At 71.9% G+C, this 24,686-nt stretch carries 26 protein-coding genes; 8 read left to right on the forward strand and 18 right to left on the reverse strand.

Going from position 1 to position 24,686, the window contains the following annotated elements; genetic code table 11:
- Positions 1-154 precede the first annotated feature (154 nt).
- The 3 genes from OG776_RS13240 to OG776_RS13250 all read left to right on the forward strand — a co-directional run bounded on the left by OG776_RS13240 (position 155) and on the right by OG776_RS13250 (position 1,982).
- Positions 155-412, forward strand: coding sequence for a hypothetical protein (locus tag OG776_RS13240; RefSeq protein WP_329320782.1), 258 nt, complete (start codon positions 155-157; stop codon positions 410-412).
- 221 nt (positions 413-633) lie between these two features.
- Positions 634-1,305: a potassium channel family protein gene (locus tag OG776_RS13245; protein WP_148010918.1), complete on the forward strand. Its 672-nt coding sequence runs from the start codon at positions 634-636 to the stop codon at positions 1,303-1,305.
- Positions 1,305-1,982 carry a potassium channel family protein gene (locus tag OG776_RS13250; RefSeq protein ID WP_148010917.1) on the forward strand — a complete coding sequence of 226 codons (678 nt, stop codon included), beginning with the start codon at positions 1,305-1,307 and terminating at the stop codon, positions 1,980-1,982. Before OG776_RS13245 ends, OG776_RS13250 begins: the two co-directional genes overlap by 1 nt.
- Before the next feature lie 84 nt (positions 1,983-2,066).
- Here OG776_RS13250 and OG776_RS13255 read toward each other — a convergent pair whose 3' ends face one another.
- The 10 genes from OG776_RS13255 to OG776_RS13300 all read right to left on the reverse strand — a co-directional run bounded on the left by OG776_RS13255 (position 2,067) and on the right by OG776_RS13300 (position 11,521).
- Positions 2,067-2,663, reverse strand: coding sequence for a GNAT family N-acetyltransferase (locus tag OG776_RS13255; RefSeq protein ID WP_148010916.1), 597 nt, complete (start codon positions 2,661-2,663; stop codon positions 2,067-2,069).
- Positions 2,664-2,865: 202 nt separating this feature from the next.
- On the reverse strand, positions 2,866-3,621 hold the full coding sequence (locus OG776_RS13260; protein ID WP_148010915.1) for a DUF3159 domain-containing protein: 756 nt from the start codon (positions 3,619-3,621) through the stop codon (positions 2,866-2,868).
- A gap of 3 nt (positions 3,622-3,624) precedes the next feature.
- Positions 3,625-4,023 carry an OB-fold nucleic acid binding domain-containing protein gene (locus OG776_RS13265; protein WP_148010914.1) on the reverse strand — a complete coding sequence of 133 codons (399 nt, stop codon included), beginning with the start codon at positions 4,021-4,023 and terminating at the stop codon, positions 3,625-3,627.
- 63 nt (positions 4,024-4,086) lie between these two features.
- On the reverse strand, positions 4,087-4,770 hold the full coding sequence (locus tag OG776_RS13270; protein WP_148010913.1) for a response regulator: 684 nt from the start codon (positions 4,768-4,770) through the stop codon (positions 4,087-4,089).
- On the reverse strand, positions 4,767-7,310 hold the full coding sequence (locus tag OG776_RS13275; RefSeq protein WP_148010912.1) for a sensor histidine kinase: 2,544 nt from the start codon (positions 7,308-7,310) through the stop codon (positions 4,767-4,769). The genes OG776_RS13270 and OG776_RS13275 overlap by 4 nt, the downstream gene beginning before the upstream one ends.
- A gap of 125 nt (positions 7,311-7,435) precedes the next feature.
- On the reverse strand, positions 7,436-8,128 hold the full coding sequence (locus OG776_RS13280; protein WP_329320786.1) for an ABC transporter ATP-binding protein: 693 nt from the start codon (positions 8,126-8,128) through the stop codon (positions 7,436-7,438).
- 74 nt (positions 8,129-8,202) lie between these two features.
- Positions 8,203-9,417 carry an alginate lyase family protein gene (locus OG776_RS13285; protein WP_148010910.1) on the reverse strand — a complete coding sequence of 405 codons (1,215 nt, stop codon included), beginning with the start codon at positions 9,415-9,417 and terminating at the stop codon, positions 8,203-8,205.
- Between the two features lie 244 nt (positions 9,418-9,661).
- Complete coding sequence (locus OG776_RS13290) at positions 9,662-10,423, reverse strand: DUF3710 domain-containing protein (protein WP_148010909.1); 762 nt, start codon at positions 10,421-10,423, stop codon at positions 9,662-9,664.
- 1 nt (position 10,424) lies between these two features.
- Positions 10,425-10,940 carry a dUTP diphosphatase gene (gene dut / locus OG776_RS13295; RefSeq protein ID WP_148010908.1) on the reverse strand — a complete coding sequence of 172 codons (516 nt, stop codon included), beginning with the start codon at positions 10,938-10,940 and terminating at the stop codon, positions 10,425-10,427.
- Complete coding sequence (locus tag OG776_RS13300) at positions 10,937-11,521, reverse strand: PaaI family thioesterase (protein ID WP_148010907.1); 585 nt, start codon at positions 11,519-11,521, stop codon at positions 10,937-10,939. Before OG776_RS13300 ends, dut begins: the two co-directional genes overlap by 4 nt.
- 58 nt (positions 11,522-11,579) lie before the next feature.
- Here OG776_RS13300 and OG776_RS13305 point away from each other — a divergent pair, with 58 nt between their 5' ends.
- The gene (locus tag OG776_RS13305) at positions 11,580-12,041 is read left to right on the forward strand and encodes a DUF3093 domain-containing protein (protein ID WP_148010906.1); all 462 of its coding nucleotides are present in this window, start codon (positions 11,580-11,582) and stop codon (positions 12,039-12,041) included.
- 157 nt (positions 12,042-12,198) lie between these two features.
- Here OG776_RS13305 and OG776_RS13310 read toward each other — a convergent pair whose 3' ends face one another.
- From OG776_RS13310 to OG776_RS13325, 4 genes are all read right to left on the reverse strand, one after another.
- A complete protein-coding gene (locus OG776_RS13310) occupies positions 12,199-13,170 on the reverse strand; it encodes a hypothetical protein (protein ID WP_329320791.1) in 972 nt (323 codons plus the stop codon).
- Between the two features lie 13 nt (positions 13,171-13,183).
- On the reverse strand, positions 13,184-13,480 hold the full coding sequence (locus OG776_RS13315) for a DUF4193 domain-containing protein (RefSeq protein ID WP_003997302.1): 297 nt from the start codon (positions 13,478-13,480) through the stop codon (positions 13,184-13,186).
- Between the two features lie 393 nt (positions 13,481-13,873).
- Positions 13,874-15,106, reverse strand: a complete 1,233-nt coding sequence (locus OG776_RS13320) for a sensor histidine kinase (RefSeq protein WP_148010904.1) — start codon at positions 15,104-15,106, stop codon at positions 13,874-13,876.
- Between the two features lie 6 nt (positions 15,107-15,112).
- Positions 15,113-15,766, reverse strand: a complete 654-nt coding sequence (locus tag OG776_RS13325; protein WP_148010903.1) for a response regulator transcription factor — start codon at positions 15,764-15,766, stop codon at positions 15,113-15,115.
- A gap of 415 nt (positions 15,767-16,181) precedes the next feature.
- Here OG776_RS13325 and OG776_RS13330 point away from each other — a divergent pair, with 415 nt between their 5' ends.
- Positions 16,182-16,355 (forward strand): hypothetical protein, encoded by a 174-nt coding sequence (locus OG776_RS13330; RefSeq protein WP_168530603.1) that lies wholly within the window; start codon positions 16,182-16,184, stop codon positions 16,353-16,355.
- An 83-nt stretch (positions 16,356-16,438) separates the two neighbouring features.
- Here the strand turns inward: OG776_RS13330 and OG776_RS13335 are convergent, their stop codons facing one another.
- Together OG776_RS13335 and OG776_RS13340 are read right to left on the reverse strand one after the other, a co-directional pair.
- Positions 16,439-17,269, reverse strand: a complete 831-nt coding sequence (locus OG776_RS13335) for an inositol monophosphatase family protein (protein WP_329320794.1) — start codon at positions 17,267-17,269, stop codon at positions 16,439-16,441.
- Positions 17,270-17,350: 81 nt separating this feature from the next.
- Complete coding sequence (locus OG776_RS13340; RefSeq protein ID WP_329320800.1) at positions 17,351-18,478, reverse strand: ferrochelatase; 1,128 nt, start codon at positions 18,476-18,478, stop codon at positions 17,351-17,353.
- Between the two features lie 176 nt (positions 18,479-18,654).
- Here OG776_RS13340 and OG776_RS13345 point away from each other — a divergent pair, with 176 nt between their 5' ends.
- The gene (locus OG776_RS13345; RefSeq protein WP_329320804.1) at positions 18,655-19,893 is read left to right on the forward strand and encodes an MFS transporter; all 1,239 of its coding nucleotides are present in this window, start codon (positions 18,655-18,657) and stop codon (positions 19,891-19,893) included.
- A complete protein-coding gene (locus OG776_RS13350) occupies positions 19,853-21,172 on the forward strand; it encodes a D-arabinono-1,4-lactone oxidase (protein WP_148010899.1) in 1,320 nt (439 codons plus the stop codon). Before OG776_RS13345 ends, OG776_RS13350 begins: the two co-directional genes overlap by 41 nt.
- Here OG776_RS13350 and OG776_RS13355 read toward each other — a convergent pair.
- Positions 21,096-21,923, reverse strand: a complete 828-nt coding sequence (locus OG776_RS13355) for a hypothetical protein (protein ID WP_148010898.1) — start codon at positions 21,921-21,923, stop codon at positions 21,096-21,098. The two genes, OG776_RS13350 and OG776_RS13355, sit on opposite strands and share 77 nt — an antisense overlap.
- Before the next feature lie 438 nt (positions 21,924-22,361).
- Here OG776_RS13355 and sepH point away from each other — a divergent pair, with 438 nt between their 5' ends.
- Positions 22,362-23,444, forward strand: coding sequence for a septation protein SepH (gene sepH, locus OG776_RS13360; protein ID WP_148010897.1), 1,083 nt, complete (start codon positions 22,362-22,364; stop codon positions 23,442-23,444).
- A gap of 128 nt (positions 23,445-23,572) precedes the next feature.
- Here the strand turns inward: sepH and OG776_RS13365 are convergent, their stop codons facing one another.
- Entirely contained in the window at positions 23,573-24,424 is an 852-nt protein-coding gene (locus OG776_RS13365) for a sulfurtransferase (protein WP_148010896.1), read from the reverse strand.
- Positions 24,425-24,686: the final 262 nt, after the last annotated feature.

A 24,686-nucleotide genomic window follows, 5' to 3' on the forward strand; every position in this document is an offset into this window, starting at 1 on the left:
GTCCCCTCTCCGTAGCGCCCCCTCCCTCCCCCTCCCCCTCGTCTGCCGCTCACCCCTCGCCTCCCGTCCCCTCCCCGCCCTCCTTCCCTCCCGTGCGCCCTCGCGCGCGACCGGGGCTCCGTTCCCTTGGCCGGTTCAGGTCGTTGTCCGGGGTATGGACGCTCCCGACATCACTCCCGCCGAGACGACCGGCGACCGGATCGAGGGCGCCCCGACAGCCCCGGCCCTGCCAGTCGCCCAGGCCGCTCCGCCCACCCCGGCCGGCCTCGCCCCCTCCCCCGCCGCCTCGGCCGGCGGCGCGACCCCGGTGGCCGCGGCGGCGTCCGGGGCCGTCGTGGGGCAGCCACGCTCCCCCGTGGCCTGGGTGGTGCCCCCCGGGCTGCCGCCCCGCCCGTCGCACCCCGGCGCGTAGGACGCCGGGCGGACCGGGCGCCGTACGCCGGAGGGACCCCGCGCGGGATCGGCGCAGGAGATCCACGCATCGATGAGGGCAAGACCGCGGTTGCGCCTTAAGCTCGTTCCCGGCAACGCCGCATGCCGTTGCCTCGAGATGGCCCGGCAGGCTGAGAGAAAAGAGTGAGCAGGGTGTTTTCGCAGGTCAGCGGGATGACCAGGACTGCGGGGTTGGGCTAGGTGCACATCGTCATCATGGGCTGCGGCAGAGTGGGTTCCGCTCTCGCCCAGACCCTGGAGCAACAGGGGCACACGGTCGCGGTGATCGACCAGGACCCCACCGCCTTCCGACGACTCGGCTCCGGTTTCGGCGGCCGTCGTGTCACCGGGGTCGGCTTCGACCAGGACACCCTGCGCGAGGCGGGCATCGAGGAGGCCGGCGCCTTCGCCGCCGTGTCCAGCGGGGACAACTCGAACATCATCGCCGCCCGGGTCGCCCGGGAGATGTTCGGCATCGAGAACGTCGCGGCGCGCATCTACGACCCGCGCCGGGCCGAGGTCTACCAGCGCCTGGGCATCCCGACCGTCGCCACCGTCCGCTGGACGGCCGACCAGATGCTGCGCCGCCTGCTGCCGTCCGGCGCCGAGCCGCTGTGGCGCGATCCCACCGGTGGGGTGCAGCTGGCCGAGGTGCACGCCTCCGCCTCCTGGGTCGGCCACAAGATCAGCCGCCTCCAGGACGAGACCGGCGTGCGGGTGGCGTTCCTGACCCGGCTCGGCGAGGCGATCCTGCCCACCTCGCAGACGGTGCTGCAGGAGGGCGACCTCGTGCACGTGATGATGCGCACGGACGACGTCGAGAAGGTCGAGGCGTCGTTCGCCGAGGGCCCCGAAGAGGAGAGCGGTCACTGATGAGGGTCGCCATTGCCGGTGCCGGCGCCGTGGGCCGCTCGATCGCGGGCGAGCTCCTGGAGAACGGCCACGAGATCCTGCTGATCGACAAGGCGCCGACCGCCATCTCGGTCGAGCGCGTCCCGCAGGCGGAGTGGCTGCTCGCCGACGCCTGCGAGATCACCTCCCTGGACGAGGCGGCACTGCAACGCTGCAACGTGGTCATCGCGGCCACCGGTGACGACAAGGTCAACCTGGTCGTCTCACTGCTCGCCAAGACGGAGTACGGCGTTCCGCGCGTCGTCGCCCGTGTCAACAACCCGAAGAACGAGTGGCTGTTCAACGAGGCCTGGGGCGTCGACGTCGCCGTCTCCACCCCGCGCCTCATGTCCGCCCTCGTGGAGGAGGCGGTGAGCGTCGGCGACCTGGTCCGCCTGCTGCGCTTCAGCCACGGGGACGCGAACCTGGTCGAACTGACCCTCCCGCCGGAGTCGGCCCTCGCCGGCACGCAGGTGGGTGACGTGGAGTGGCCCCAGGACACCTCCCTGGTCACGATCATCCGGGGCACCCGGGTGCTCACCCCCTCCCAGGAGGACTCCCTGGAGGCGGGCGACGAACTCCTCTTCGTGGCCGCCCAGGCGCGCGAGGAACAGTTGGAGGACCTGCTCTCGGTCCGCCGCGAGGACGCGCCGAACTAGCCCGGTCCTCCTGCACCACCGGTGAAGCCCCCGCGGGGTCCCCGCGGGGGCTTCACCGATTTCCACCGGTCGCCGGGACCGGCCTCACCCCTGGGACATCTGGAGATCGTCGGCCGCGGGACGGTACGGCAGCGCGAACGGCAGGCCCAGGTCGCCGGGCAGCAGCGCCCCGATCCAGGTGTCCCGCAGCCCTCCCCGGCCCGTCTGCGCGGCCCGCATGGCTCCCTCCCAGACGAAGCCGGCCTTCCGGGCCACCGCCCACGAGCCCCGGTTGCCCGCCTCCGCCCGCCACTCCAGACGCTGCACGCCCAGCTCGGTGAACGCCCAGCGGGCCAGAGCGCCGACCGCCTCGGTCGCGTAGCCCCGGCCCCGGTGCTCCGCGACCGTCCAGTACCCGACCCCCCAGACGTCGCCCTGCCGGTGCACGTTGACGGACGCCAGCAGGATGCCGTCGCCGTCGCCCCGCCGCTCCACCGCGAAGTGGTACATCGTGTCGTCGCGCCAGCCCCGCGGTACCAGCGCCCGTAGGTAGAAGGCCGCGTGCCGGCGTTCGTAGGGCACGGGGAAGTCCGTCCACCGCCCGATCTCGGGGTCCTGGCAGGCGGCGAGGAGCGCGTCCTCGTCCCGCGCGTCGTGCGGGCGGATCAGCAGACGCTCGGTGGTGAGCGAGACAGGTTCCATGAGCGGCGATTCTGACGCCCGCCGAGGCGCACGGCCATCGGATTCCCCCGACGGCGGGACCCGAGGACGGGGCGCACGAGGACAGCAGGGGGCTCCCGGAGACGACCACGGGCGCCGCCCGGAGACGAGTGGGGGGCGCCCGGAGGTCTCCGGGCGCCCCCCACTCGTACGGGTGACTGGCTGTCGCGACTCGTACGGGTGACTAGCCGTCGCGGCGGTGACGGCCGGCCGTGGCCTCGGTGTCCTGCTGCGCGCGGGCGGCCTCGCGCTCCTTCTCGGCCTGCTCCTCCGCCTCCATCTCCGCGAACACGTCGATGGGGGCCGGGGCCTTCGCGAGGAACACCCAGGTGAGCCAGACGGCCAGCAGGAACGGCGGGATCTTCAACGCGACCAGGACCCAGCCCAGTTGCGCGGTGTCGGCCCACCAGTAGAGCGGGAAGAGGACCGCGCACTTGGCGAGCAGGATCAGGCCCCAGGCCCAGCTGGCCTTGGCGTACGCCTTCTTGCGGCCCGGGTTGCGGGTGCGCCAGGAGAGGTTCTCCTTGAAGACCGGGCCGAGGATCAGGCCGATCAGGGGCACACCCGCGAGGGTCGTGACGATGTAGGCGACGGCCAGGCCGAGCGTGTAGATCATGCCCGGCAGATAGAAGTCCTTCGCGTTGCCCGTCATCATCGCGAAGACCACGCCGAAGGCGACGCCGAAGACGCCGCTGAAGGCGTGCTTGACGGTGTCGCGCATGACCAGGCGGACGGCGACGAGCAGCAGGGACACCCCGAGGGCGGCGATCGCCGACCAGTGGAGGTCCTTGTTGATCGTGAAGATGGTGACGAAGAGCAGGCCGGGCACCACGGTCTCGACCATGCCCCGCACACCGCCGAACGCCTCGAAGAGCGCGGCCTCCGTCACCGCCCTCGCGTCCTGCTGGGGGTCTTCGGTCGGCTTGTCGAGCGACGTCACCGGCTACTCCCGTCCGAGCGGTCTGAGTTCGTACTTCGGGTTGAACAGCACCCTACGGCCCCGGCTCATCGAGATGCGGCCCGAAGCGATCATCTTGCGCCCCGGCTCGATCCCCACGATGGACCGCCGGCCGAGCCAGACCACGTCCAGAGCCGCCGAGCCGTCGAACAGCTCGGCCTCCAGGGCCGGGACTCCCGCGCGCGGCCGGAGGGTGACCGTGCGCAAGGTACCAGTAACCGTGACGATCTGCCGGTCGTGGCAGTCGCCGATACGGGTGCACCCCGTCGTCTCGGCTTCCTCGCGCAGCTCCTCGGACTCCAGGTCCTCCTGGGACGAGGAGAGCCGGTCTATCATGCGCCGGAACCGGCCCGCCGGCTTTTCGGAACGAGGAACAGCACTCATACCGAAAGCGTACCGGGGCCGCTGAGAGCGTCGTACCCGCTAGGCCGCTCTCTCAAGCACCGCTCATCTCTCGAAGCGGTAGCCCATCCCCGGCTCCGTGATGAAGTGCCGGGGATGCGAGGGGTCCGCCTCCAGCTTGCGGCGCAGCTGGGCCATGTAGACCCGCAGATAGTTCGTCTCCGTGCCGTACGACGGCCCCCACACCTCCTGGAGCAGCTGCTTCTGGCTGACCAGACGGCCGGTGTTGCGGACCAGGACCTCCAGGAGGTGCCACTCCGTGGGGGTCAGCCGTACGTCGCGCCCGCCGCGGTTGACCTTCTTGGCCGCCAGGTCGACGGTGAAGTCCTCGGTGTCCACGACGACGTCGTCCTCGCCGGACCCGTTGGGCTCGGCACGGCGGACGGCGGCGCGCAGCCGGGCCAGCAGTTCGTCCATGCCGAAGGGTTTGGTGACGTAGTCGTCGGCGCCCGCGTCGAGCGCCTCCACCTTCTCGTCGGAGGAGTGACGGGCGGAGAGCACCAGGATCGGGACCCGGGTCCAGCCGCGCAGTCCCCTGATCACCTCGACGCCGTCCATGTCGGGCAGCCCGAGGTCGAGCACGACGACGTCGGGATGGCGGGCGGCGGCGAGCTGGAGCGCGGTGGCGCCGTCGGGGGCCGCGTCGACCTCGTACTTGCGTGCCTTCAGGTTGATGACGAGGGCTCGGGTGATCTGCGGCTCGTCGTCGACCACGAGGACCCGGGTCATGAGACCTGCCTTTCTGCTGCTGCCGGTGAGGTGAGCGGCTCGGGGCGGCGGTCCACCGCCCGGACCGTGAGCACCATGGTGAGTCCGCCGCCGGGGGTGTCCTCGGCGTTCAGTGTGCCGCCCATCGATTCGGCGAAGCCACGGGCCACGGCGAGCCCGAGGCCCACCCCGGCTCCGCGCGGGGCGTCGCCGTAGCGCTGGAAGGGGGCGAAGATCCGCTCCTTGGCCTCGTCGGGGACGCCGGGGCCGCGGTCGACCACGCGTACCTCCACCCGGTCGGCGATGGCGCTCGCGGCCACGAGGACCCGCTCGCCCGCGGGGCTGTACTTGACGGCGTTCTCGACGAGGTTGGCGACCGCCCGTTCCAGCAGTCCCGCGTCGACGGCGACCATCGGCAGGATCTCGGGGATCTCCAGGTCGACGCTGTCCTCGGGGACCCCGCCCAGTGCCATCGGCACCACCTCGTCGAGGTCGATCTCACGGATCAGTGGGGTGACCGTGCCGGTCTGCAGGCGGGACATGTCGAGCAGGTTGCCCACCAGGTGGTCGAGACGGTCGGCGCCCTCCTCGATCGCCTCCTGGAGCTCCGCCCGGTCCTCCTCCGACCAGGCCACGTCGTCGGACCGCAGGGAGGACACGGCGGCCTTGATCGCGGCCAGCGGGGTGCGCAGGTCATGGCTGACGGCGGCGAGCAGCGCGGTGCGGATGCGGTTGCCCTCGGCCAGCTCCTTCGCCTGGTCGGCCTCGTGCTGGAGGCGCTGGCGGTCCAGTACGACGGCCGCCTGGGCGGCGAACGCGGCGAGCACCCTGCGGTCGGAGGCGGGCAGGACGCGTCCGGAGAGCGCGAGCGCCATGTGGTCGCCGACCGGCATGTCCACGTCCGCGTCCTCGGGCCGCAGCGGCGACCGCGGGCCGACGCTGCCCGCGCAGGTCCACGGGTCGACGTCGCCCGCCCGCTCCAGCAGGGCGACCGACTCCATCGCGAAGGTCTCCCGGACCCGTTCCAGCAGGGCTTCCAGGCTGGTCTCGCCGCGCAGGACGCTGCCCGCGAGGAAGGACAGGATCTCGGACTCCGCGCGCAGTCTGGCCGCCTGGTGGGTGCGGCGGGCGGCCAGGTCCACCACGGAGGCCACGGAGATGGCGACGCCCACGAAGATCACGATGGCGACGATGTTCTTGGGGTCGGAGATCGTGAAGCGGTGCAGCGGCGGTGTGTAGAAGTAGTTCAGCAGCAGGGAGCCGAAGGCCGCCGAGGCGAGGGCCGGGAAGAGTCCGCCGAGCAGGGCGGCGGCGACCGTCACCGTCAGGAACAGCAGCATGTCGTTGGCGAGGCCGAGGTCGACCGTGTTGAGCAGCAGCGCGAGGACCACCGGGCCGCCGAGGCCGATCAGCCAGCCCCAGATGATCCGGGAGCGGCCGAGCCGCGCGCCCCGGGCCGCGGGCAGGCCGCGCCCCTTGGCGACCTCGTCATGGGTGACGATGTGGACGTCCAGGTCGGGTCCGGACTCCCGGGCGACCGTGGTGCCGACGCCGGGTCCGAAGACGTACTGCCAGGTCTTGCGGCGGGAGGAGCCGAGCACGATCTGGGTGGCGTTGACCCCGCGCGCGAAGTCCAGCAGCGAGACGGGGATGTCGTCGCCGATGACGTGGTGGAAGGTGCCGCCGAGGTCCTCGACCAGGGTGCGCTGGACGGCCAGCTCCTTGGGCGAGGCGTTCGTGAGTCCGTCGCTGCGCGCGATGTAGACGGCCATGACCTCGCCGCCCGCGCCCTTCTCGGCGAGCCGCGCGGCACGGCGGATCAGGGTGCGTCCCTCGGGTCCGCCGGTCAGCCCCACCACGATCCGTTCGCGCGAGCCCCAGATCCTGGAGACCTGGTGCTCGCTGCGGTACTCGGTCAGGTACTCGTCGACGCGGTCGGCCACCCAGAGCAGGGCCAGCTCACGCAGCGCGGTGAGGTTGCCGGGGCGGAAGTAGTTGGACAGGGCCGCGTCGACCTTGTCGGACTTGTAGATGTTGCCGTGCGCCATGCGGCGGCGCAGCGCCGGGGGCGACATGTCGACCAGTTCGATCTGGTCCGCGCGGCGGACGACCTCGTCGGGGACAGTCTCGCGCTGCCGTACGCCGGTTATGGACTCGACGACGTCACCGAGTGACTCCAGGTGCTGGATGTTGACGGTCGAGACGACGTCGATCCCGGCCGCCAGCAGTTCCGCCACGTCCTGCCAGCGCTTGGCGTTGCGGGAGCCGGGGACGTTGGTGTGGGCGAGTTCGTCCACCAGGGCGACGGCGGGGGCGCGGAGCAGTACGGCGTCCACGTCCATCTCGGTGAACGAGGAGCCCCGGTAGTCGAGCTCCTTGCGCGGGACCTGCTCCAGACCGTGCAGCATCACCTCGGTGCGGGGCCGGCCGTGGTGCTCCACGAAGGCGACGACGCAGTCCGTGCCGCGCTCCAGGCGCCGGTGGGCCTCGGACAGCATCGCGTACGTCTTGCCGACCCCCGGTGCCGCGCCGAGGTAGATCCGAAGCTTGCCGCGTCCCATGGCCCCATTGTCTTCCTGTCAACGCTCTGTACGCTGGGTCGACCTTACGGCCCGTAATGACGACAAAAGGGGCGGTGCGTCGGCGGGCGGCCGTCTTTGACGCAACCCTGATGCGCAGGTCGGGGTCAGTGCGCGGCGAGTCTTCCGTCGTTCAGCTCCAGCACCCGGTCGGCGGGGCCCGCCGGGTCCGCGTCGCGTGCGGCGACCAGGGCTGTCAGGTGTTCGGCGCGGACGACGGCGCGCAGGAGTTCCAGGAAGGCGGGGCCGTTCCCGGCGCCGGGCGGACCGGCGGGTTCGTCGGCGATCAGGAGCGCGGGGCCGTGGACGAGGGCACGGGCGAGGGCCGCGCTGCGCCGCTGCCCGGCGGACAGGTCCGCGGGCCTGCTGGTGGTGTGTCCGGCCAGGCCGACGAGGGAGAGCAGCCGTTCGACGCGGCCCTCGGACCCGCGCGCCGGGGCACCGCGCAGCCGCAGCGGGGCGGCGACGTTCTCGGCGACGGTGAGGACGGGGACGAGGCCGGCGGACGGGAGCAGGAGGCCGATCCGGTCCCGGCGCAGTTCCAGCAGGGCGTCCTCGTCCAGGGCGGCCGGCTCCAGCCCGTCGACGGTGATCCGGCCGGCGTCCGGGGCGTCGAGGCCGCCGACGAGGTGGAGGAGCGTGCTTCTGCCCGCTCCGGGGCGGCCCCGGAGGGCGACGAGCTCGCCGCGCGGGACCTCGAAGGAGACCCCGCGCAGCGCGTGTACGGCGGCGGCGCCGCTGCCGTACGTGCGGTGCACGTTCTCGACGCGCACCGCGGTGTCCGTGGCGACCTGGCTCATGCCTCTCCCGCACCGGCCGGGCGCTGCCCCGGCCGGAGGTCCGGGCGCGCGGTGGGCCCGGACGGGAGGGCGGGTCAGCTGGGGTTGTCCCCGTGGGTCAGAGTCTCCCAGGCGACGAAGAGGTTGTTGCTGCCGGACGGCCGGTTCTGTTCGGTCAGCCGCTGGGTGTTGGTCATGGCGATGCCCAGCCGGTTGTGCAGGGCGTTGTAGCCGACCTCGGTGACCGGTCCGAGCCCGAGGGTGAGGGAGCCGCCGCACAGTGAGCTCGGCACCGCCTCGCCCAGCTGGTACTTGGACTGGAAGCCGAGCGCCTGGCGCAGCCGCTCGCCGACGTCGGTGCCGTAGAGGTCGGCGCCCTGGATGCGGCTGGTCTCGGCGATGTGGGAGATGGCCGAGATGCCGTACCCGGTGTGGGTGAAGTCGCGGCAGGTCTCCTGGGTGAGGCCGGTGACGAAGGTGGACTGCCCCTGCCAGTAGCTGACGATCTTCGCCCTGGTGTCGAGGTTCTGGCTCGGCACCGTCTTGGGCAGGTCGCCGTCGGAGGCGAGGTAGACGTACGCGGCGGTCCTGGTCCGGAACTTCGCCATGGCCTTGTCGTACGAGGTCCTGTCCTCGAGGAAGACGGAGATGCCGACGGCCGCCTCCATCATCGACAGCTCCCAGTTCCCGTTGGAGTTGGAGCCGTTGATCACCTCGGGCAGGTAGACGTTGCGCAGCATGGTCGCGAAGCGTCCGGAGTTGGCCCAGGTGCCGGTGTAGGTGTACTTGATGATCTCGGCGGCCTTGGGCCAGGAGGAGCCGGCCCAGCCGGTCTGCAGGGGCGCGTTGCTGTTGGTGTGGTCCTTGATGACGGCCGACCAGGCGTCCATCAGCTCGATGGACTTCTTCGCGTAGCGGTCGTCGCGGGTGATGTACCAGGCGAGGGCGTCCGTGTACGCGGCGATCGCGTCCTCGCGCTCGTCGGTGCAGCCGTAGTTGGGGTTGGAGTACGAGCCGCACTCCACGGTGGCACGGGGCTTGGCGGTGCGGGTCAGCGAGGCGTACTTGCTCGCCATCATCTGGTCGTACGCGCCCTTCCAGGGCTGGGCTCCCGCGTTGACCTTCGTGCGGGCGAAGTCCAGCTGTCCCTGGGAGACGGTGACCCCGGGGTGCGCGAAGACGGCGGGAGCGGCGTCGGCGCGGTGGGCGGCGGGCCAGGTGAGGAGGCCGGAGACCAGGGCGGCCGTCGCGGCGACGGCGAGGAGGGCGGTGCGTGGCCGGCGGCGAGGGCGTGCGGGGGCGTCAAGCATGTGGGGGACATCCGTTCTCGTATGTGAACGACACACTGGTTACTGAACACGCGCGCTGGCCGGTGACCATAGGTACGGACCAGGCTTCCGTCAAGAGGAGAAGAAAGAAGCGCAGTTCAACTGCCGTTCATGGATGAGAACTTGGCGCAAGGGGGCGGCCCCTCCGGTCCCGGGAGGAACGTAGGGAAGGGCCGCACCCCTGCCGGGGTGCGGCCCTTCCCTACGTTCTCGACGCGTCTGACGCCTAGCGGACCTCGGTGATCTCCGGTCCGCGCTGCAGCTGCCCCATGCCACCGGAGAAGCGGGAACCCGACTGCTCCTCCTGCTGGACGCCCTCGGCCACCATCTGAGCGTCGTCCGGCAGCTTCAGGACGATCGGGTCACGGGGGGCCATGGGGCCCTCGCCGCGCACGACGACCGTGTCCCTGAAGATCTGCTCCAGCAGTCCCGCGGCTTGCGGCTGCACCGCGCCCTGCCCGGAGATCACTCCGCGCAGGAACCAGCGGGGGCCGTCCACACCGACGAACCGCACGACCTGGAAACCGCCCGTGCCGTCCGGCAGCTGCACCGGAACCTGCGCCCGCAGCTCCCAGCCCAACGGGCCCTCGACCTCGTCGATCACACCGCCCTGCTGGGTGATGCCGGAGGCGATCTCCTCGCGCACCTCGCCCCAGATGCCCTCGCGCTTGGGAGCGGCAAAGGCCTGCAGCTGTACGGCGCTGTCCTTGAGGACGACGGTGGCCGCGACGATCGCGTCGCCCGCGACCTCGACCCGCAGCTCCATGCCGTCGACTCCGGGGACCAGGAGACCACCCAGGTCCACCCGGCCCTCGGCGGGGTCCCGCACCTCCGAGTCGTCCCAGGGTCCGTCGGGTCGCGGCTCCGGCTCCAGCCTCACGCGCTCCCGCTCCACCTCGTCCGTCTCAGTGTCGACTCCGTCGACGACCTGCTCGGCCTCGCCCGCCGCGTCCTCGGCGGCACTGCCCTTCTTGCGACGTCCGAACACGTCACTGTCCTTCCCGGTCGGATACGACCGAAGCGTATCGATTCCCACCCGCTGTGCCGCCCACGGCGGCATGCCCGCCGGTGGACCCGAGGCCCCCTGCGGCCCGCGCCGAGCCGGGAAGCTCCGCCACCTCGTGGAAGCGGACCTTCTCGACCTGCTGGACGACCAGTTGGGCAATCCGGTCGAAGCGCTCGAACCGCACGGACTCGTACGGGTCGAGATTCACCACGATCACCTTGATCTCCCCACGGTACCCGGCATCAACCGTCCCCGGGGCATTCACGAGGGCGACACCGCAGCGGGCGGCGAGCCCGGAGCGGGGGTGCACGAAGGCCGCGTACCCCTCCGGCAGCGCGATGGACACGCCGGTCGGCAGCACGGCACGTTCACCCGGCTTCAGCTCACGCTCCTCGGTGGTGCGCAGATCGGCACCGGCGTCACCGGGGTGCGCGTATGCGGGAAGCGGGACGTCCGGGTCTACGCGCCGGATCAGCACGTCCACGGGATCACGGGTCACGGGTTCACCTCGAAGGCACGGACACGGCGGTTCTGGTCCGGGTCGCTCATGGCGGCCCGGATCTCCTCCGGGCGGCCGTTGTCGATGAAGTGGTCGACCTTGACCTCGATGAAGAGGGCATCCGCACGGACGGCCACGGGCCCCTCGGGGCCGCCGATCCGGCCGGTGGCGGTCGAGTAGATCTTACGGCCGGCCACCGCGGTGACCTCGGCCTCCAGATACAGCACGGTGCCCACGGGGACGGGCCGCACGAAGTCGGTCTCCAGCCGGCCGGTGACCGCGATGACACGCAGCAGCCAGTTCAGTGAGCCGAGCGTCTCGTCCAGCGCCGTGGCCAGCACGCCGCCGTGCGCGAGTCCGGGGGCGCCCTGGTGGGCGGGCCGCACGGTGAACTCCGCCGTGATCCTCACGCCCTCACCCGCGCGGGCCGCCAGATGCAGTCCGTGCGGCTGTTCCCCACCGCACCCGAAACACTGTTCGTAGTGGGCGCCGAGGAGCTCGCCTGGGGCGGGCGCGTCGGGGTGCCGCACCGGCGCGACGGCGTCGGGGGGAGGCTGCAGAGCCGCGGAAGTACCACTCACAGGCGCAGACCTTACCCGCGCGTCGGCGGAGCGTACGCACCGTGCCAAGCTTGGCTCCATGCAGCTCTCCGCCTCCCCGTACGAAGAACGCCTCACCGCCCCCCGCAGCTGGTGGGCGGTCTGCTTCCTGGTCGGGGTCGCGCTGGCCCTGGTCTTCCTCCCCTTCGGGACGCTGCCCCTGCTGGGCGGGCTGGTCGGCGGCACCGCGGTCTCGGCCGTGGTGGCCAGCTCCTACGGCTCGGTGCGCATCCGCGTCGTCGGCGACTCGCTGATCGCGGGCGAGGCGAGGATCCCGGTCGCAGCCCTGGGCGACGCCGAGATCCTCGACCAGGACGAGGCGCGCGCCTGGCGTACGCACAAGGCGGACACCCGCGCGTTCATGCTGCTGCGGTCCTACATCCCGACGGCCCTGCGGGTGCAGGTCACCGACCCGGCCGACCCGACCCCGTACCTGTACCTGTCGACGCGGGAGCCGGAGCGGCTCAGGGCGGCCCTGGAGACGGCACGGGCCGCAGCCTAGCGGCGCACCCGACCGCCGGACCCGGCCTGGGTCCGATCTGGCCTCAGCCCCGTGCTCGCCCCGGGCCCGGCCCGACACCAGTCCCGTAGCCGGAGCACAGGTCCCGGCCGTGGGCCGTGGGGGGGCCCGGAGCGTAGACCCTCGGCGCCCGGTCCGGTCAGGGCCCGAGCTCCTTCGGGATCTCTCCCATCCGCAGCGGATCGGCCGGTTCCTCCAGAGGCGGCAGCTCGGGCAACGCGTCCCAGGACACCTGGTTCCTGCGGAGGTCCTTGCGGATGTGCCCCGCGAGGCGTTTGGTGTCGCGGCGGTTCATGACCGCCCCGACCGCGGCGCCCACCATGAAGGGCATCAGGTTCGGCAGGTCACGGACCGTGCGCTTCATGATCTGCTGCCGCAGCTCGCGCTTCATCTGGCCGCCCAGCGCGGCATTGAGGGTCGACGGCTTGGTCACGTCGATCCCGCGCTCGGAGGACCAGGAGTTCAGGTAGGCGGTGCTGCGCTGCGCGAGAGTGCCCGGCGGCCGCAGTCCGTAGACCTCGTGGAGCTCGGCGACCAGCTTCAGCTCGATCGCGGCGACCCCGGTGATCTCGGCGGCGAGTTCCGTGGGCATCGCGGGCGGTACGGGCAGCATGGCGGCCGCGCCGATGCCGGCGCCCACCGTGGAGGTCGCGTTGGCCGCGCCCGCGACGAGCTTGTCGGCGAGCTCCTCGGCGCCGAGGCCGGGGAACTGCCTGCGGAGGGTCGCGAGGTCCCGTACCGGGACGCGGGGCGCGATGTCGATGATCCGGTCGGCGAGGTGGGACAGACCGGCCTTGGCCAGGCTGCCGCTCTTGCGGACGCCCTTTCTGACCCCGTCCCGAACGGCCGCCGCACGGCCGCTCGCGGCGGGCGCGGGGGCGTCCGTCGGCACCAGGTCCTCTCCCGGTGCGGGGGTGCCGGCCGGTGTGGGACCACCGGCCTGCGAGGAGGCGCCTGTCGGCGCCGTGGCGGGCGCCGGGTCGAGCGAGGCTGATCCTGGTCGGGAAGAGCCCCGCTCGTCGTCACGCGCGCCTTCAGGGCCCTGTGTGGGCCCTTCGTCCGCCGCCCTGCGAGGGAGGCGGCGCTTCCAAGGAGGGGTCGAGCCAGTCACGGCCGACCCTGCCTCAGTCGCAGTCGCGGCAGATCGGCTGACCGTTCTTCTCGCGGGCCAGCTGACTGCGGTGGTGCACCAGGAAGCAGCTCATGCAGGTGAACTCGTCCTGCTGCTTGGGCAGTACCCGGACGGCCAGCTCCTCGTTCGAGAGGTCGGCCCCGGGCAGCTCCAGGCCTTCTGCGGCCTCGAACTCGTCTACGTCGACGGACGAGGTGGACTTGTCGTTCCGGCGAGCCTTCAGTTCTTCAAGGCTGTCCGAGTCGACGTCGTCGTCGGTCTTGCGTGGGGTGTCGTAATCCGTTGCCATGTCGCTCTCCCCCTCTGGGTGTCTGCGGTGTCTCCAGCGCACGTAACGCGTGAGAGGCCGGACTTGTGCCCGACCTGAGGCGGAGATTTTGCCTCACATCAAGGTCTGTTACTCAATCGACACCCAATCGGACCCCTCAAGAGTGATCGGCTTGGATGGCGATGCGGACCGTACACGGTCTGAAGGTCGCACTTCAAAGGCGTCCCACCGTGTACTTCCCGTGATCAAGACCCCCGAAAACCCGGATTTTCCCGGCTTTCCGGCGGCTTGCGCGACCACGGAGAGTAGATGGCCGGAATATCGCCCTTGTGATCGATCACACACGGGCCTCCCGGATGGGCGACCAGAAAATTCCGCGCAAAGCGAACATCGTCGCGTGTGGGGGTCATGGTCTCAGATCGGAAGGGTGACTCGCATCACGAGACCTCCTCCCTCGCGCGGCTCCGCGGCGATGTGACCCCCGTGGGCGCGGGCCACCGACCGGGCGATCGACAGGCCGAGGCCCACACCCTTGTCGCTGCCCGTGCGTTCCGTGCGCAGCCGCCGGAAAGGTTCGAAAAGATTGTCGATCTCGTACGCGGGAACCACCGGTCCCGTGTTCGAGACCAGCAGGACCGCGTGACCGTGCTGGACCAGGGTCGTGACCTCGACCCAGCCGCCCTCCGGCACGTTGTAGCGCACCGCGTTCTGGACGAGGTTCAGCGCGATCCGCTCCAGCAGCACGCCGTTGCCCTGGACGACCGCCGCGGCGCGCTCCCCGCGGATCCGCACCCCCTTGGCCTCGGCCTCGGCGTGCACCTGGTCCACGGCCTGCGAGGCGACCTCGGCGAGGTCGACCGGCTTGCGCTCCACGATCTGGTTGTCGCTGCGGGCGAGCAGCAGCAGGCCCTCGACGAGCTGCTCGCTGCGTTCGTTCGTGGCCAGCAGGGTCTTGCCGAGCTGCTGCAGTTCCACCGGCGCCCCCGGGTCGGAGAGGTGGACCTCCAGGAGCGTGCGGTTGATCGCGAGCGGGGTGCGCAGTTCGTGCGAGGCGTTGCCGACGAACCGCTGCTGGGCGGTGAAGGCGCGCTGGAGCCGCTCCAGCATGTCGTCGAAGGTGTCGGCCAGCTCCTTCAGCTCGTCGTCCGGGCCGTCCAGCTCGATCCGCCGGGACAGGTCCGAACCGGCCACCGCGCGGGCGGTGCGGGTGATCCGGCCGAGCGGGGAGAGCACCCGGCCCGCCATCGCGTAGCCGAAGGCGAAGGCGATGATCGCGAGGCCGAGCAGCGCGAGCAGGGACCGGCTGAGCAGGTCGTCCAAGGCGTGCTGGCGCTGCTGGTTGGCGCACGCGTTCATCGCGGTGTTGAGCTCGTTCGCGGACGGCGCCGACGGGAAGTTGCAGGTGCTGCTGCCGACCTGGCCCGAGATGATCCGGAACGGAAGCTCGCTGCCCACGTTCAGAGCCTGCGCGGCCAGCAGGTAGATGATCGACAGCAGCATGATGCCGGCGATCAGGAACATGCCACCGTAGAGAAGCGTGAGCCGTATCCGGATGGTCGGGCGCAGCCAGGGGAACGGGGGCTCCGTCCGCCGGGGGTCCCAGGTGGGCTTCGGGGGCGCCGTCGACGGCGCCGGGGTCGTGGCCACCGCCGGTCAGATCCGGTACCCGGAGCCGGGCACGGTGACGATCACCGGGGGCTCCGCGAGTTTGCGGCGCAGGGTCATCACGGTCACCCGCACGACGTTCGTGAAGGGGTCCGTGTTCTCGTCCCAGGCCTTCTCCAGGAGCTGCTCGGCGGAGACGACGGCGCCCTCGCTGCGCAGCAGCACCTCCAGGACGGCGAACTCCTTGGGCGCGAGCTGGACCTCCTTGCCGTCGCGGAAGACCTCGCGGCGGTTGGGGTCGAGCTTGATGCCGGCGCGCTCCAGGACGGGCGGCAGGGGCACGCTCGTACGGCGGCCGAGGGCACGCACGCGTGCCGTCAGCTCGCTGAAGGCGAACGGCTTGGGGAGGTAGTCGTCGGCGCCGATCTCCAGGCCCTCCACCCGGTCGCTGACGTCTCCGGAGGCGGTCAGCATCAGGACCCGGGTGGGCATGCCCAGTTCGACGATCCGGCGGCAGACGTCGTCCCCGTGCACCAGCGGGAGGTCGCGGTCGAGGACGACCACGTCGTAGTCGTTGACGCCGATGCGCTCCAGGGCGGCCGCGCCGTCGTACACGACGTCGACGGCCATGGCCTCCCGGCGCAGTCCGGTGGCCACCGCATCGGCGAGCAGCTGCTCGTCCTCGACGACGAGTACGCGCACGTCGCTTGTCCTTCCTGTGTCCACCCGCGCAGCGCCTTCTCGGCACGCGCGGGTGGGGGTCCGTCTCGGGTATGACCTCCATCCTGCCTTTTTCGGCCGTAAACCGGCTGTAAGGCGGGTGGGAGGGCGTCCGCCGGGGCCGTTCCCGGCCCCGGGAATGCGAGATTTTCTCTTCGGGTTGAGGTTTCCACGGAAGAGAGCGGGGGGAGGACGGCTTTACACCCCGCGATCACGCTCTGCATGTGGCAAGCCACCTTGTGGTACGTCCAACCGCTTCCGCAGAGCGGGCGTGGGTGTCCGGCACCGTCGCCGCCCAGCCCGGGCAGCGCTGGGCACCCTCTGGAGACGTGATCGCCCCTTCCCGACGGCACACCCCCGTGCCACCGACCCACGACCCAGGACGAGGGGGCGCAGCATGGACGCATTCACCGCAGGACTTCTGCAGCGCATAAAGGCGACCGAGTCCGACCTGACGCGGGCTCGCGAGACAGGCGACGACTTCCTCGCGGAGGTCGAGCAGGCCGAGCTCGAGGACCTTCGTCGCCTCGCCGCCGAGCACGGTGTGGAGGTCGGCGCGACGCGCGTCTGATCAGTTCGTACGCGAGCGGGGCCCCGGTGTCGATCCAGTACCGGGGCCCCGCTTCGTGCGCCGTCGCGGGGACGGCGCGCGTCTCACCCGGACGGGTGTCCGTCGTGCCAGGCGCCGAACTCCTCCAGGAGCCGCTGGAGGGGCTCGAAGACGCCGGGTGAGGCCGCCACCGCCAGCTCGCGCGCGGGCCGCTCCCCGGGGCGTCCACCGGTCAGGGCGCCCGCCTCACGGGCGATCAGGTCGCCCGCCGCGAGGTCCCAGGGGTGCAGGCCGCGCTCGTAGTACCCGTCGAGGCGGCCGGCCGCGACGTCGCACAGGTCGACCGCCGCGGAGCCGGAGCGCCGGATGTCGCGCAGCAGCGGGATCAGCCGCCGGGCGACGTCGGCCTGGTGCGCCTTGACCTCGCTCACGTAGTTGAAGCCGGTCGAGACCAGGGCCTGGTCCAGAGACGGAGAGGGCCGGCAGGTCAGCCGGCGCTCGCCGACCCAGGCGCCGGTGGCCCGGGCGCCCCGGCCCCGCACGGCGTGGTACGTCTCGCCGCGCATCGGCGCCGCGACGACCCCGACGACGGTCTCGCCGTCCTGTTCGGCCGCGATGGAGACCGCCCAGGTCGGCAGTCCGTAGAGGTAGTTCACCGTGCCGTCGAGCGGGTCCACGACCCAGCGGATGCCCGTGGTGCCCTCGCTGCTCGCCCCCTCCTCGCCGAGGAAGCCGTCGTGCGGGCGGTGCTGGGCGATCAGGTCGGTGATCAGCTTCTCGGCCGCGATGTCCATCTCGGTGACGACGTCGATCGGGCTGGACTTGGTGGCGGCGACCGTCAGGTCGGCCGGGCGCCCGTCGCGCAGCAGCTCGCCGGCACGGCGGGCGGCGTCGTGCGCGAGCTGGAGCAGTTCGGTGTGCAGGGGCTCGATCACGGGGCTCCTCTGGGGCGGGGAAGGGCGGGCCGGCCCGGGGCGTGCGGGCGGACGGGGCCCGGGGGTGCGGGCGGACGGGGCCTAGGCGTACGGGCTGTCGGCGCCCGCGGCGGCGGGCTTGGGTGCCCGGGCGGGGCAGCAGCCCACCGGGCACAGGTCCCGGCTCGGGCCGAGGGTGCCGAGGACGCAGGGGGCCGGGCGCCGGCCGCTCTCGGTCGCCGCGCGTTCCAGGACGAGGTCGCGGACCGCCGCGGCGAACCGGGGATCGGCGCCGACGGTCGCCGAGCGGCGTACCGGCAGCCCGAGCTCGGCCGCCTTGGCCGTGGCCTCGGTGTCCAGGTCGTACAGCACCTCCATGTGGTCCGAGACGAACCCGATGGGGGCCATCACGACGGCCGGGGCCCCGGCGCCGTGCAGTTCCTCCAGGTGGTCGCAGATGTCGGGCTCCAGCCAGGGGATGTGCGCGGCCCCGGAGCGCGACTGGTAGACGAGCCGCCAGGGGTGCTCGGTCCCGGTCTCCTCGCGCACCGCGTCGGCGATCAGCCGTGCCACTTCCAGGTGCTGGGCGACGTAGGCGCCGCCGTCGCCGTGGTCCTCGACGGGGCCCGAGGTGTCGGCCGCCGCGTCCGGGATGGAGTGGGTCGTGAAGGCGAGGTGCGCCCCCTCCCGCACGTCCTCGGGCAGGTCGGCGAGGGACTTCAGGACTCCGTCGACCATGGGGCGGACGAACCCCGGGTGGTTGAAGTAGTGCCGCAGCTTGTCGACCCGGGGCGGCTCCAGGCTCTCGGCCTCCAGCGCGGCCAGGGACTCGGCGAGGTTCTCGCGGTACTGACGGCAGCCCGAGTACGAGGCGTAGGCGCTGGTGGCGAGGACGAGGACGCGGCGGCGGCCGTCGGCGGCCATCTCCCGCAGGGTGTCGGTCAGGTAGGGCGCCCAGTTGCGGTTGCCCCAGTAGACGGGGAGGTCCAGGCCGTGTTCCGCGAAGTCCTTGCGGAGGGCGTCGAGCAGCGCACGGTTCTGGTCGTTGATCGGGCTGACCCCGCCGAACAGGAAGTAGTGCCGACCCACTTCCTTGAGTCGTTCCTTGGGGATGCCTCGCCCGCGCGTCACGTTCTCCAGGAACGGAACCACGTCGTCCGGGCCTTCGGGGCCGCCGAACGAGAGCAGGAGGAGGGCGTCGTAGGGGTGGGCATCGAGCGCGTCTGGCATGCCTCCGATCCTGCCACCCGCCGCCGACGGCCGGACGACGGCCACGGGCCGGACAAGCCCCGGGAGTGCATTAGGGTCACCTAACCCGTAAGCTGTATCGGCTACCTTCACGCCTTACCGGAGTTCGGACGCCCGCGGTGACCGGGTGGCCGGGCCGAGCCCACCGGAGACACCCCGTGCCCAGCCCGTACAGCGCCCTGTTCGCCGCCCCAGGCTCCAGGGCCTTCTCCGCCGCGGGCTTCCTCGGGCGGATGCCGCTGTCGATGATGGGCATCGGCGTGGTCACGATGATCTCGCAGGTCACCGGGCGCTACGGGCTCGCGGGCGCGCTGTCGGCGACCATGGCGCTGGCGGCGGCCGCGCTGGGTCCCCAGGTCTCCCGGATGGTCGACCGGTATGGGCAGCGCCGTGTGATGCGCCCCGTCACCCTGTTCGCGCTCGCTGCGGCCGCCGGGCTGCTGCTCGCCGCGCACTTCGCGTGGCAGGACTGGGTGCTGTTCCTCTGCGCCGCCGGGATCGGCTGTGTGCCGAGCGTCGGGGCGATGGTCCGGGCCCGGTGGGCCGCCCTCTACCGGGACACCCCGCAGCTGCACACCGCGTACTCCTTCGAGTCCGTGGTCGACGAGGTCTGTTTCATCGTCGGGCCCATCCTCTCGATCGGTCTGTCCACGGTGTGGTTCCCCGAGGCAGGTCCGCTCCTCGCGGCCTGCTTCCTGGCCGCCGGCGTCTTCTGGCTGACGGCGCAGCGCGCCACCGAACCCGTGCCGCACCCGCGTGAGCAGCACAGCCGCGGTTCGGCGATGCGCTCGGCCGGACTCCAGGTCCTGGTGGCGACCTTCGTCGCGACGGGGGCGATCTTCGGGGCCGTCGACGTGGTCACCGTGGCCTTCGCCGAGGAGCAGGGGCACAAGGGCGCCGCGAGCGTCGTCCTTGCGCTGTACGCGGCCGGCTCGTGCCTGGCGGGCGCCGTGTTCGGGCTGCTGCACTTCAAGGGGGCGCCCGAAGCCCGGTGGCTGCTGGGCATATGCGCGATGGCCGTGAGTATGATCCCCCTCCTACTGGTCGGAAACTTGCCGTTCCTGGCCGTGGCGCTGTTCGTTGCGGGCCTGTCCATCGCTCCCACGATGATCACGACGATGTCCCTCATCGAGCAGCACGTACCACGCGCGAAACTGACCGAGGGCATGACCTGGGTGAGCACCGGACTCGCGGTCGGGGTCGCGCTCGGCTCCTCCGTGGCCGGCTGGGTGATCGACGCCGCCGGGGCGAAGGCCGGGTACGGGGTTCCGGCCGTGTCCGGGGCCGTCGCGGTGGCGGTCGGTTTCCTCGGGTATCGCCGGCTCAACAGGCCGGTTCCGCAGCGGGAGGGGACCCATGAGCACCACAGTGAGCGGGAAGAGCGGCACGTGGCGTAACTGGGCGGGGAACGTCACCGCCCGTCCCGTACGGGAGGTCACCCCCGCCTCGGTCGAGGAACTCTCCGCCGCGATACGCGCGGCCGCGGACGAGGGCCTGAAGGTGAAGGCGGTCGGCACCGGGCACTCCTTCACCGCCGCCGCCGCGACCGACGGCGTGCTGATCCGCCCTCAGCTGCTGACCGGCATCCGCGCCCTGGACCGCGAGGCGGGCACCGTCACCGTCGAGGCGGGCACCCCGCTCAAGCGCCTGAACCTGGCGCTCGCGCGTGAGGGACTGTCCCTCACGAACATGGGCGACATCATGGAGCAGACGGTGTCGGGCGCGACGAGCACCGGGACGCACGGCACCGGGCGGGACTCGGCCTCGATCGCCGCCCAGATCAGGGGCCTCGAACTGGTCACCGCGGACGGCTCGGTCCTGACCTGCTCCGAGAAGGAGAACCCCGACGTCTTCGCGGCCGCCCGGGTCGGCCTGGGCGCTCTCGGCGTCGTCACGGCGATCACCTTCGCCGTGGAGCCCCTCTTCCTGCTCACGGCCCGCGAGGAGCCGATGACCTTCGACCGGGTCACCGCCGACTTCGACGAACTGTTCACCGAGAACGAGCACTTCGAGTTCTACTGGTTCCCCCACACCGGCAACTGCAACACCAAGCGGAACAACCGCAGCGGCGGCCCCGAGAGGCCCGTCGGGCGTCTCGGCGGCTGGATCGAGGACGAGTTCCTCTCCAACGGCGTCTTCCAGGTGGCGAATCTGTTCGGCCGCGCCGTGCCCGCCGCCATCCCGGCGATCGCGAAGGTCTCCAGCCGGGCGCTCTCCGCGCGCACGTACACCGACATCCCCTACAAGGTCTTCACCTCTCCGCGCCGGGTGCGCTTCGTGGAGATGGAGTACGCGGTCGCGCGGGAGGCCCTCGTCGACACGCTGCGCGAACTGAAGGCCATGGTGGACCGCTCCCCCCTGCGGGTCAGCTTCCCCGTCGAGGTGCGCACCGCTCCCGCGGACGACATCACGCTGTCCACCGCGTCCGGCAGGGAGAGCGCCTACATCGCCGTACACATGTTCCGGGGGACGCCCTACCAGGCGTACTTCACGGCGGCCGAGCGGATCTTCACCGCGCACGAGGGCCGCCCTCACTGGGGCAAGGTGCACACGCGGGACGCCGGGTACTTCTCCGGGGTGTACCCGCGCTTCGGCGAGTTCACGGCGTTGCGGGACCGCCTCGACCCGGATCGGCGCTTCGCGAACGACTATCTGCGCCGGGTGCTGGGCTCGTAGCGCCGCCCGGCGTCGGACTCCCGTCCCCGGTCGCCTCCGGGGTCGGTGAGCCGGCGCCGGAACTCGGCGTCGGCGTGGGACTCGCCGCCCCGCCCTCACCGTTCGTCGCAGCGGAGCCGTCATCCGCGCCGGACGTCGACGGCTGCCGGGACGCGCCGGTGGAGGGGGTCGGCCCCGAAGTGCCGGACTCCGTCGTGGAGGCCGGGCCCCTGTCGGGTGAACCGCCGCCGGAGCCGCCGGACTTGAAGGCGTCACCGACCGTGGTGCTCCTCCCGTCCCCGCTGAAGCTCCGCCCGGCGACCAGTTCGTACGTGGTGACGCCGGCCATGGTGACGCCGAACACGAGCGCCGCGGCGACCAGCGGCCGCTTCCAGCTCCTGACCCGGGCGCGGTAGACCGTCCCCTCGCCGAACTCCCCGGCCGGGGAGGGGACGAACCGCCCCGGCGCGGACGGGACGGACTCCCCCGGCGTCTGCCGGGCGGCCGGCTTCGCCTGGACGGTCACGTCCCGCAGCTGCTCACCGGTGCGCTTGAAGAAGTGCTGGAAGACGGTGCCGCCGCAGGTGGCGACGACGCTGACCAGGCCCGCGCCCAGGATCGTCCCGTAGACACCGAAGTAGGAGGCGAGCTTCGCGGCCACCACGGCGGCCACCGCACTGCCCGCCACTTGCGGAAGGCTCAGCTCCAGCCGCTTCCTCCCGGCTCCCGCCGCTGCGTTCGGATCTTCCTCCGCACCCGGTATTCCACGCATACCCGGATCTTTCCTGCCTTTCTCGTGCTTGGGCGACCTACTGCACCAGAAAGGACGGCCGAACGGAACCTTTAGTTCCGTTTCTGCCGGATACGTGAACTACGCCACGTTTCATGGTCACGAAAACCGCACATCGGGCAGCCAACTACCACCCCCCGCTAGAAGTTGGGCGGCGTGCCGATCCACGCACATGGCCCGAATGGAGTACTGTTGCGAGCCCTGGGTCCGGACTCCCGCCAGGGTGTCCGGGGCCTGACAGGACCGCCGGGAGGGGGCTCGTTGCACAGGGTGATGGAGTTCGTCACTTAGCGTTGCGAATAGGTAACCGTGCCATAACGGCGAGCCCGGGCCCGTGCCCGACACGCCGGGCAACTCGGCAAGGTTGTGGCAGGCTGCACCCGGGCAGGCCACACTCGACTAGCGGAAGCAGCGACGCACGTGACGTCGGCAGGCACCACCCGGGAGGTCCCCATGCCGGAACTGCGTGTCGTGGCCGTCTCTAACGACGGCACACGGCTGGTGCTGAAGGCTGCGGACAGCACGGAGTACACGCTTCCGATCGACGAGCGGCTGCGCGCCGCCGTCCGCGGCGACCGTCCCCGCCTCGGCCAGATCGAGATCGAGGTGGAGAGCCATCTCCGCCCCCGGGACATCCAGGCGCGTATACGAGCGGGTGCCTCCGCGGAGGAAGTCGCCCAGCTCGCGGGGATCCCCGTCGACCGGGTGCGCCGCTTCGAGGGCCCCGTGCTCGCCGAGCGGGCCTTCATGGCCGAGCGTGCCCGCAAGACTCCCGTCCGCCGCCCCGGCGAGAACGCCGGACCCCAGCTCGGTGAGGCCGTCCAGGAACGGCTGCTGATCCGGGGCGCCGAGAAGGACACCGTCCAGTGGGACTCGTGGCGCCGCGACGACGGCACCTGGGAAGTCCTGCTGGTCTACCTGGTCGCGGGCGAACCGCACTCGGCGAGCTGGACGTACGACCCGCCCCGGCGGCTCGTCCAGGCCGTCGACGACGAGGCGCGTTCGCTGATCGGCGAGTCCGACGACCTCGCGGCGCCCGAGCCGAGCTTCCCGTTCGTGCCGCGCATCGCACGGCTGCCCCGGGACCGTCCGCTCGACCGCGCGCTGGACCGGCAGATGGAGCGGCCGAGCCTGCCGCCCGCCGAGCAGGCCGAGGAGAGCGCGGGCGACCGCGACTCGCTCACCAGCCTTCTGGAGGCGGTGCCCAGCTTCCGGGGCGACATGGTGGTGCCGGAGCGGCCCTCCACCACCGAACTGCCGCCCGTGGAGGAACCCGCGCCGGAACCCGAGGCCGAGGAGCCCCCGGCTCCGGCCGCCTCGGCCGGAGCCGGCTCCGCCTACGCGGACGTCCTGATGCCCCGCTCGGTCGGCAGCCACCGCGACCGCCTGGTCGGCGCGACCGACCGGCAGGCCGAGGCCGATGGTGTCCGCCCCGGCCGCAGAGCGGCGGTACCGAGCTGGGACGAGATCGTCTTCGGCACCCGGCGCAAGAAGCAGGACTGAGGGAAGCGGCCGGCTCGAAGCGGCGCGACGGACGTCCGGACGCGGCCGGAACGCGGCCACCGGCCACCCGGCCGGTCACTCGTACGAGCGATGGGGCCCGCACCGGACCGGTGCGGGCCCCGTCGCCGTCACTGCGGGTCGGGCCCCACCGCGACCGGGCGGCTCCCGTCCCGGGACCACTCCGACCAGGAACCCACGTACAGCGCGGCCGGAATGCCCGCGACGGCGAGCGCCAGCACCTGATGGGCCGCCGAGACACCCGAGCCGCAGTAGACGCCGACCTCCGAAGTGTCCGTCACGCCCAGGGACTTGAAGCGGTCGGCCAGCTCGGCGGCGGGCCGGAACTCCCCGCTCTCCGTGACGTTCTCCGTGGTCGGCGCGGACACCGCGCCCGGGATGTGACCGCCGACGGGGTCGATCGGCTCGACCTCGCCCCGGTAGCGCTCACCCGCCCTCGCGTCGAGCAGCAGCCCCGTACGGGCGAGTGCGGCGGCTCCGTCCGCGTCGAGCAGCGAACGGGCTCCCGGCGCCGGGACGAAGCTTCCGGCCGCGGGCGAGGGGACCTCGGTGGACAACGGCCCGCTCCACGCGGCCAGTCCGCCGTCCAGCACCCGCACCGAGGGGTGCCCCGTCCAGCCCAGCAGCCACCAGGCACGCGCCGCCGCCCACCCGGCACCGCCGTCGTACACGACGACATCGCGGTCGTCCGACACGCCGGCGGCCCGCATCGCCGCGCCGAAGACCTCGGGATCGGGCAACGGATGACGGCCCGCGTCACCCGCCTTTCCGGCCAATTCGGTGTCCAGATCGATGAAGACCGCACCGGGGATGTGGCCCGCCTCGTAGGCGGCCCGGCCGTCGAAGGGCGCGGCGCCGTTCGCCGTGGCCGGCGTGAGCTGCCAGCGGATGTCCAGCACGACCGGCGGGTTCGGTCCCGCGAGATCGCTCGCGAGTTCGGGGGCGGAGATGATGGCGTTCATGGCCACCATCCTCGCGCACGGGGTGGCCCCGGCGTCCAGCTCCGGCTACTCTGCTCGGCCGGACACCTCCGATCACGAGGCGTACGGGATCGGGCACGTGCTGTACAGCTGATGGACACCCTCCGGCAATGGTGCGGAAACGGACGGGAAACGGCACATCGGGCATCCTCCGGCAGTGGACCGCGACATGACGGTGCGGCCAGGGCGCGCTGGGTGACGGGTAGTGCGAGCATCGACACGGGGCGTGTACGCGGGCGGCTGC

Source organism: Streptomyces sp. NBC_01689 (genome assembly GCF_036250675.1).
Lineage (GTDB): Bacteria > Actinomycetota > Actinomycetes > Streptomycetales > Streptomycetaceae > Streptomyces.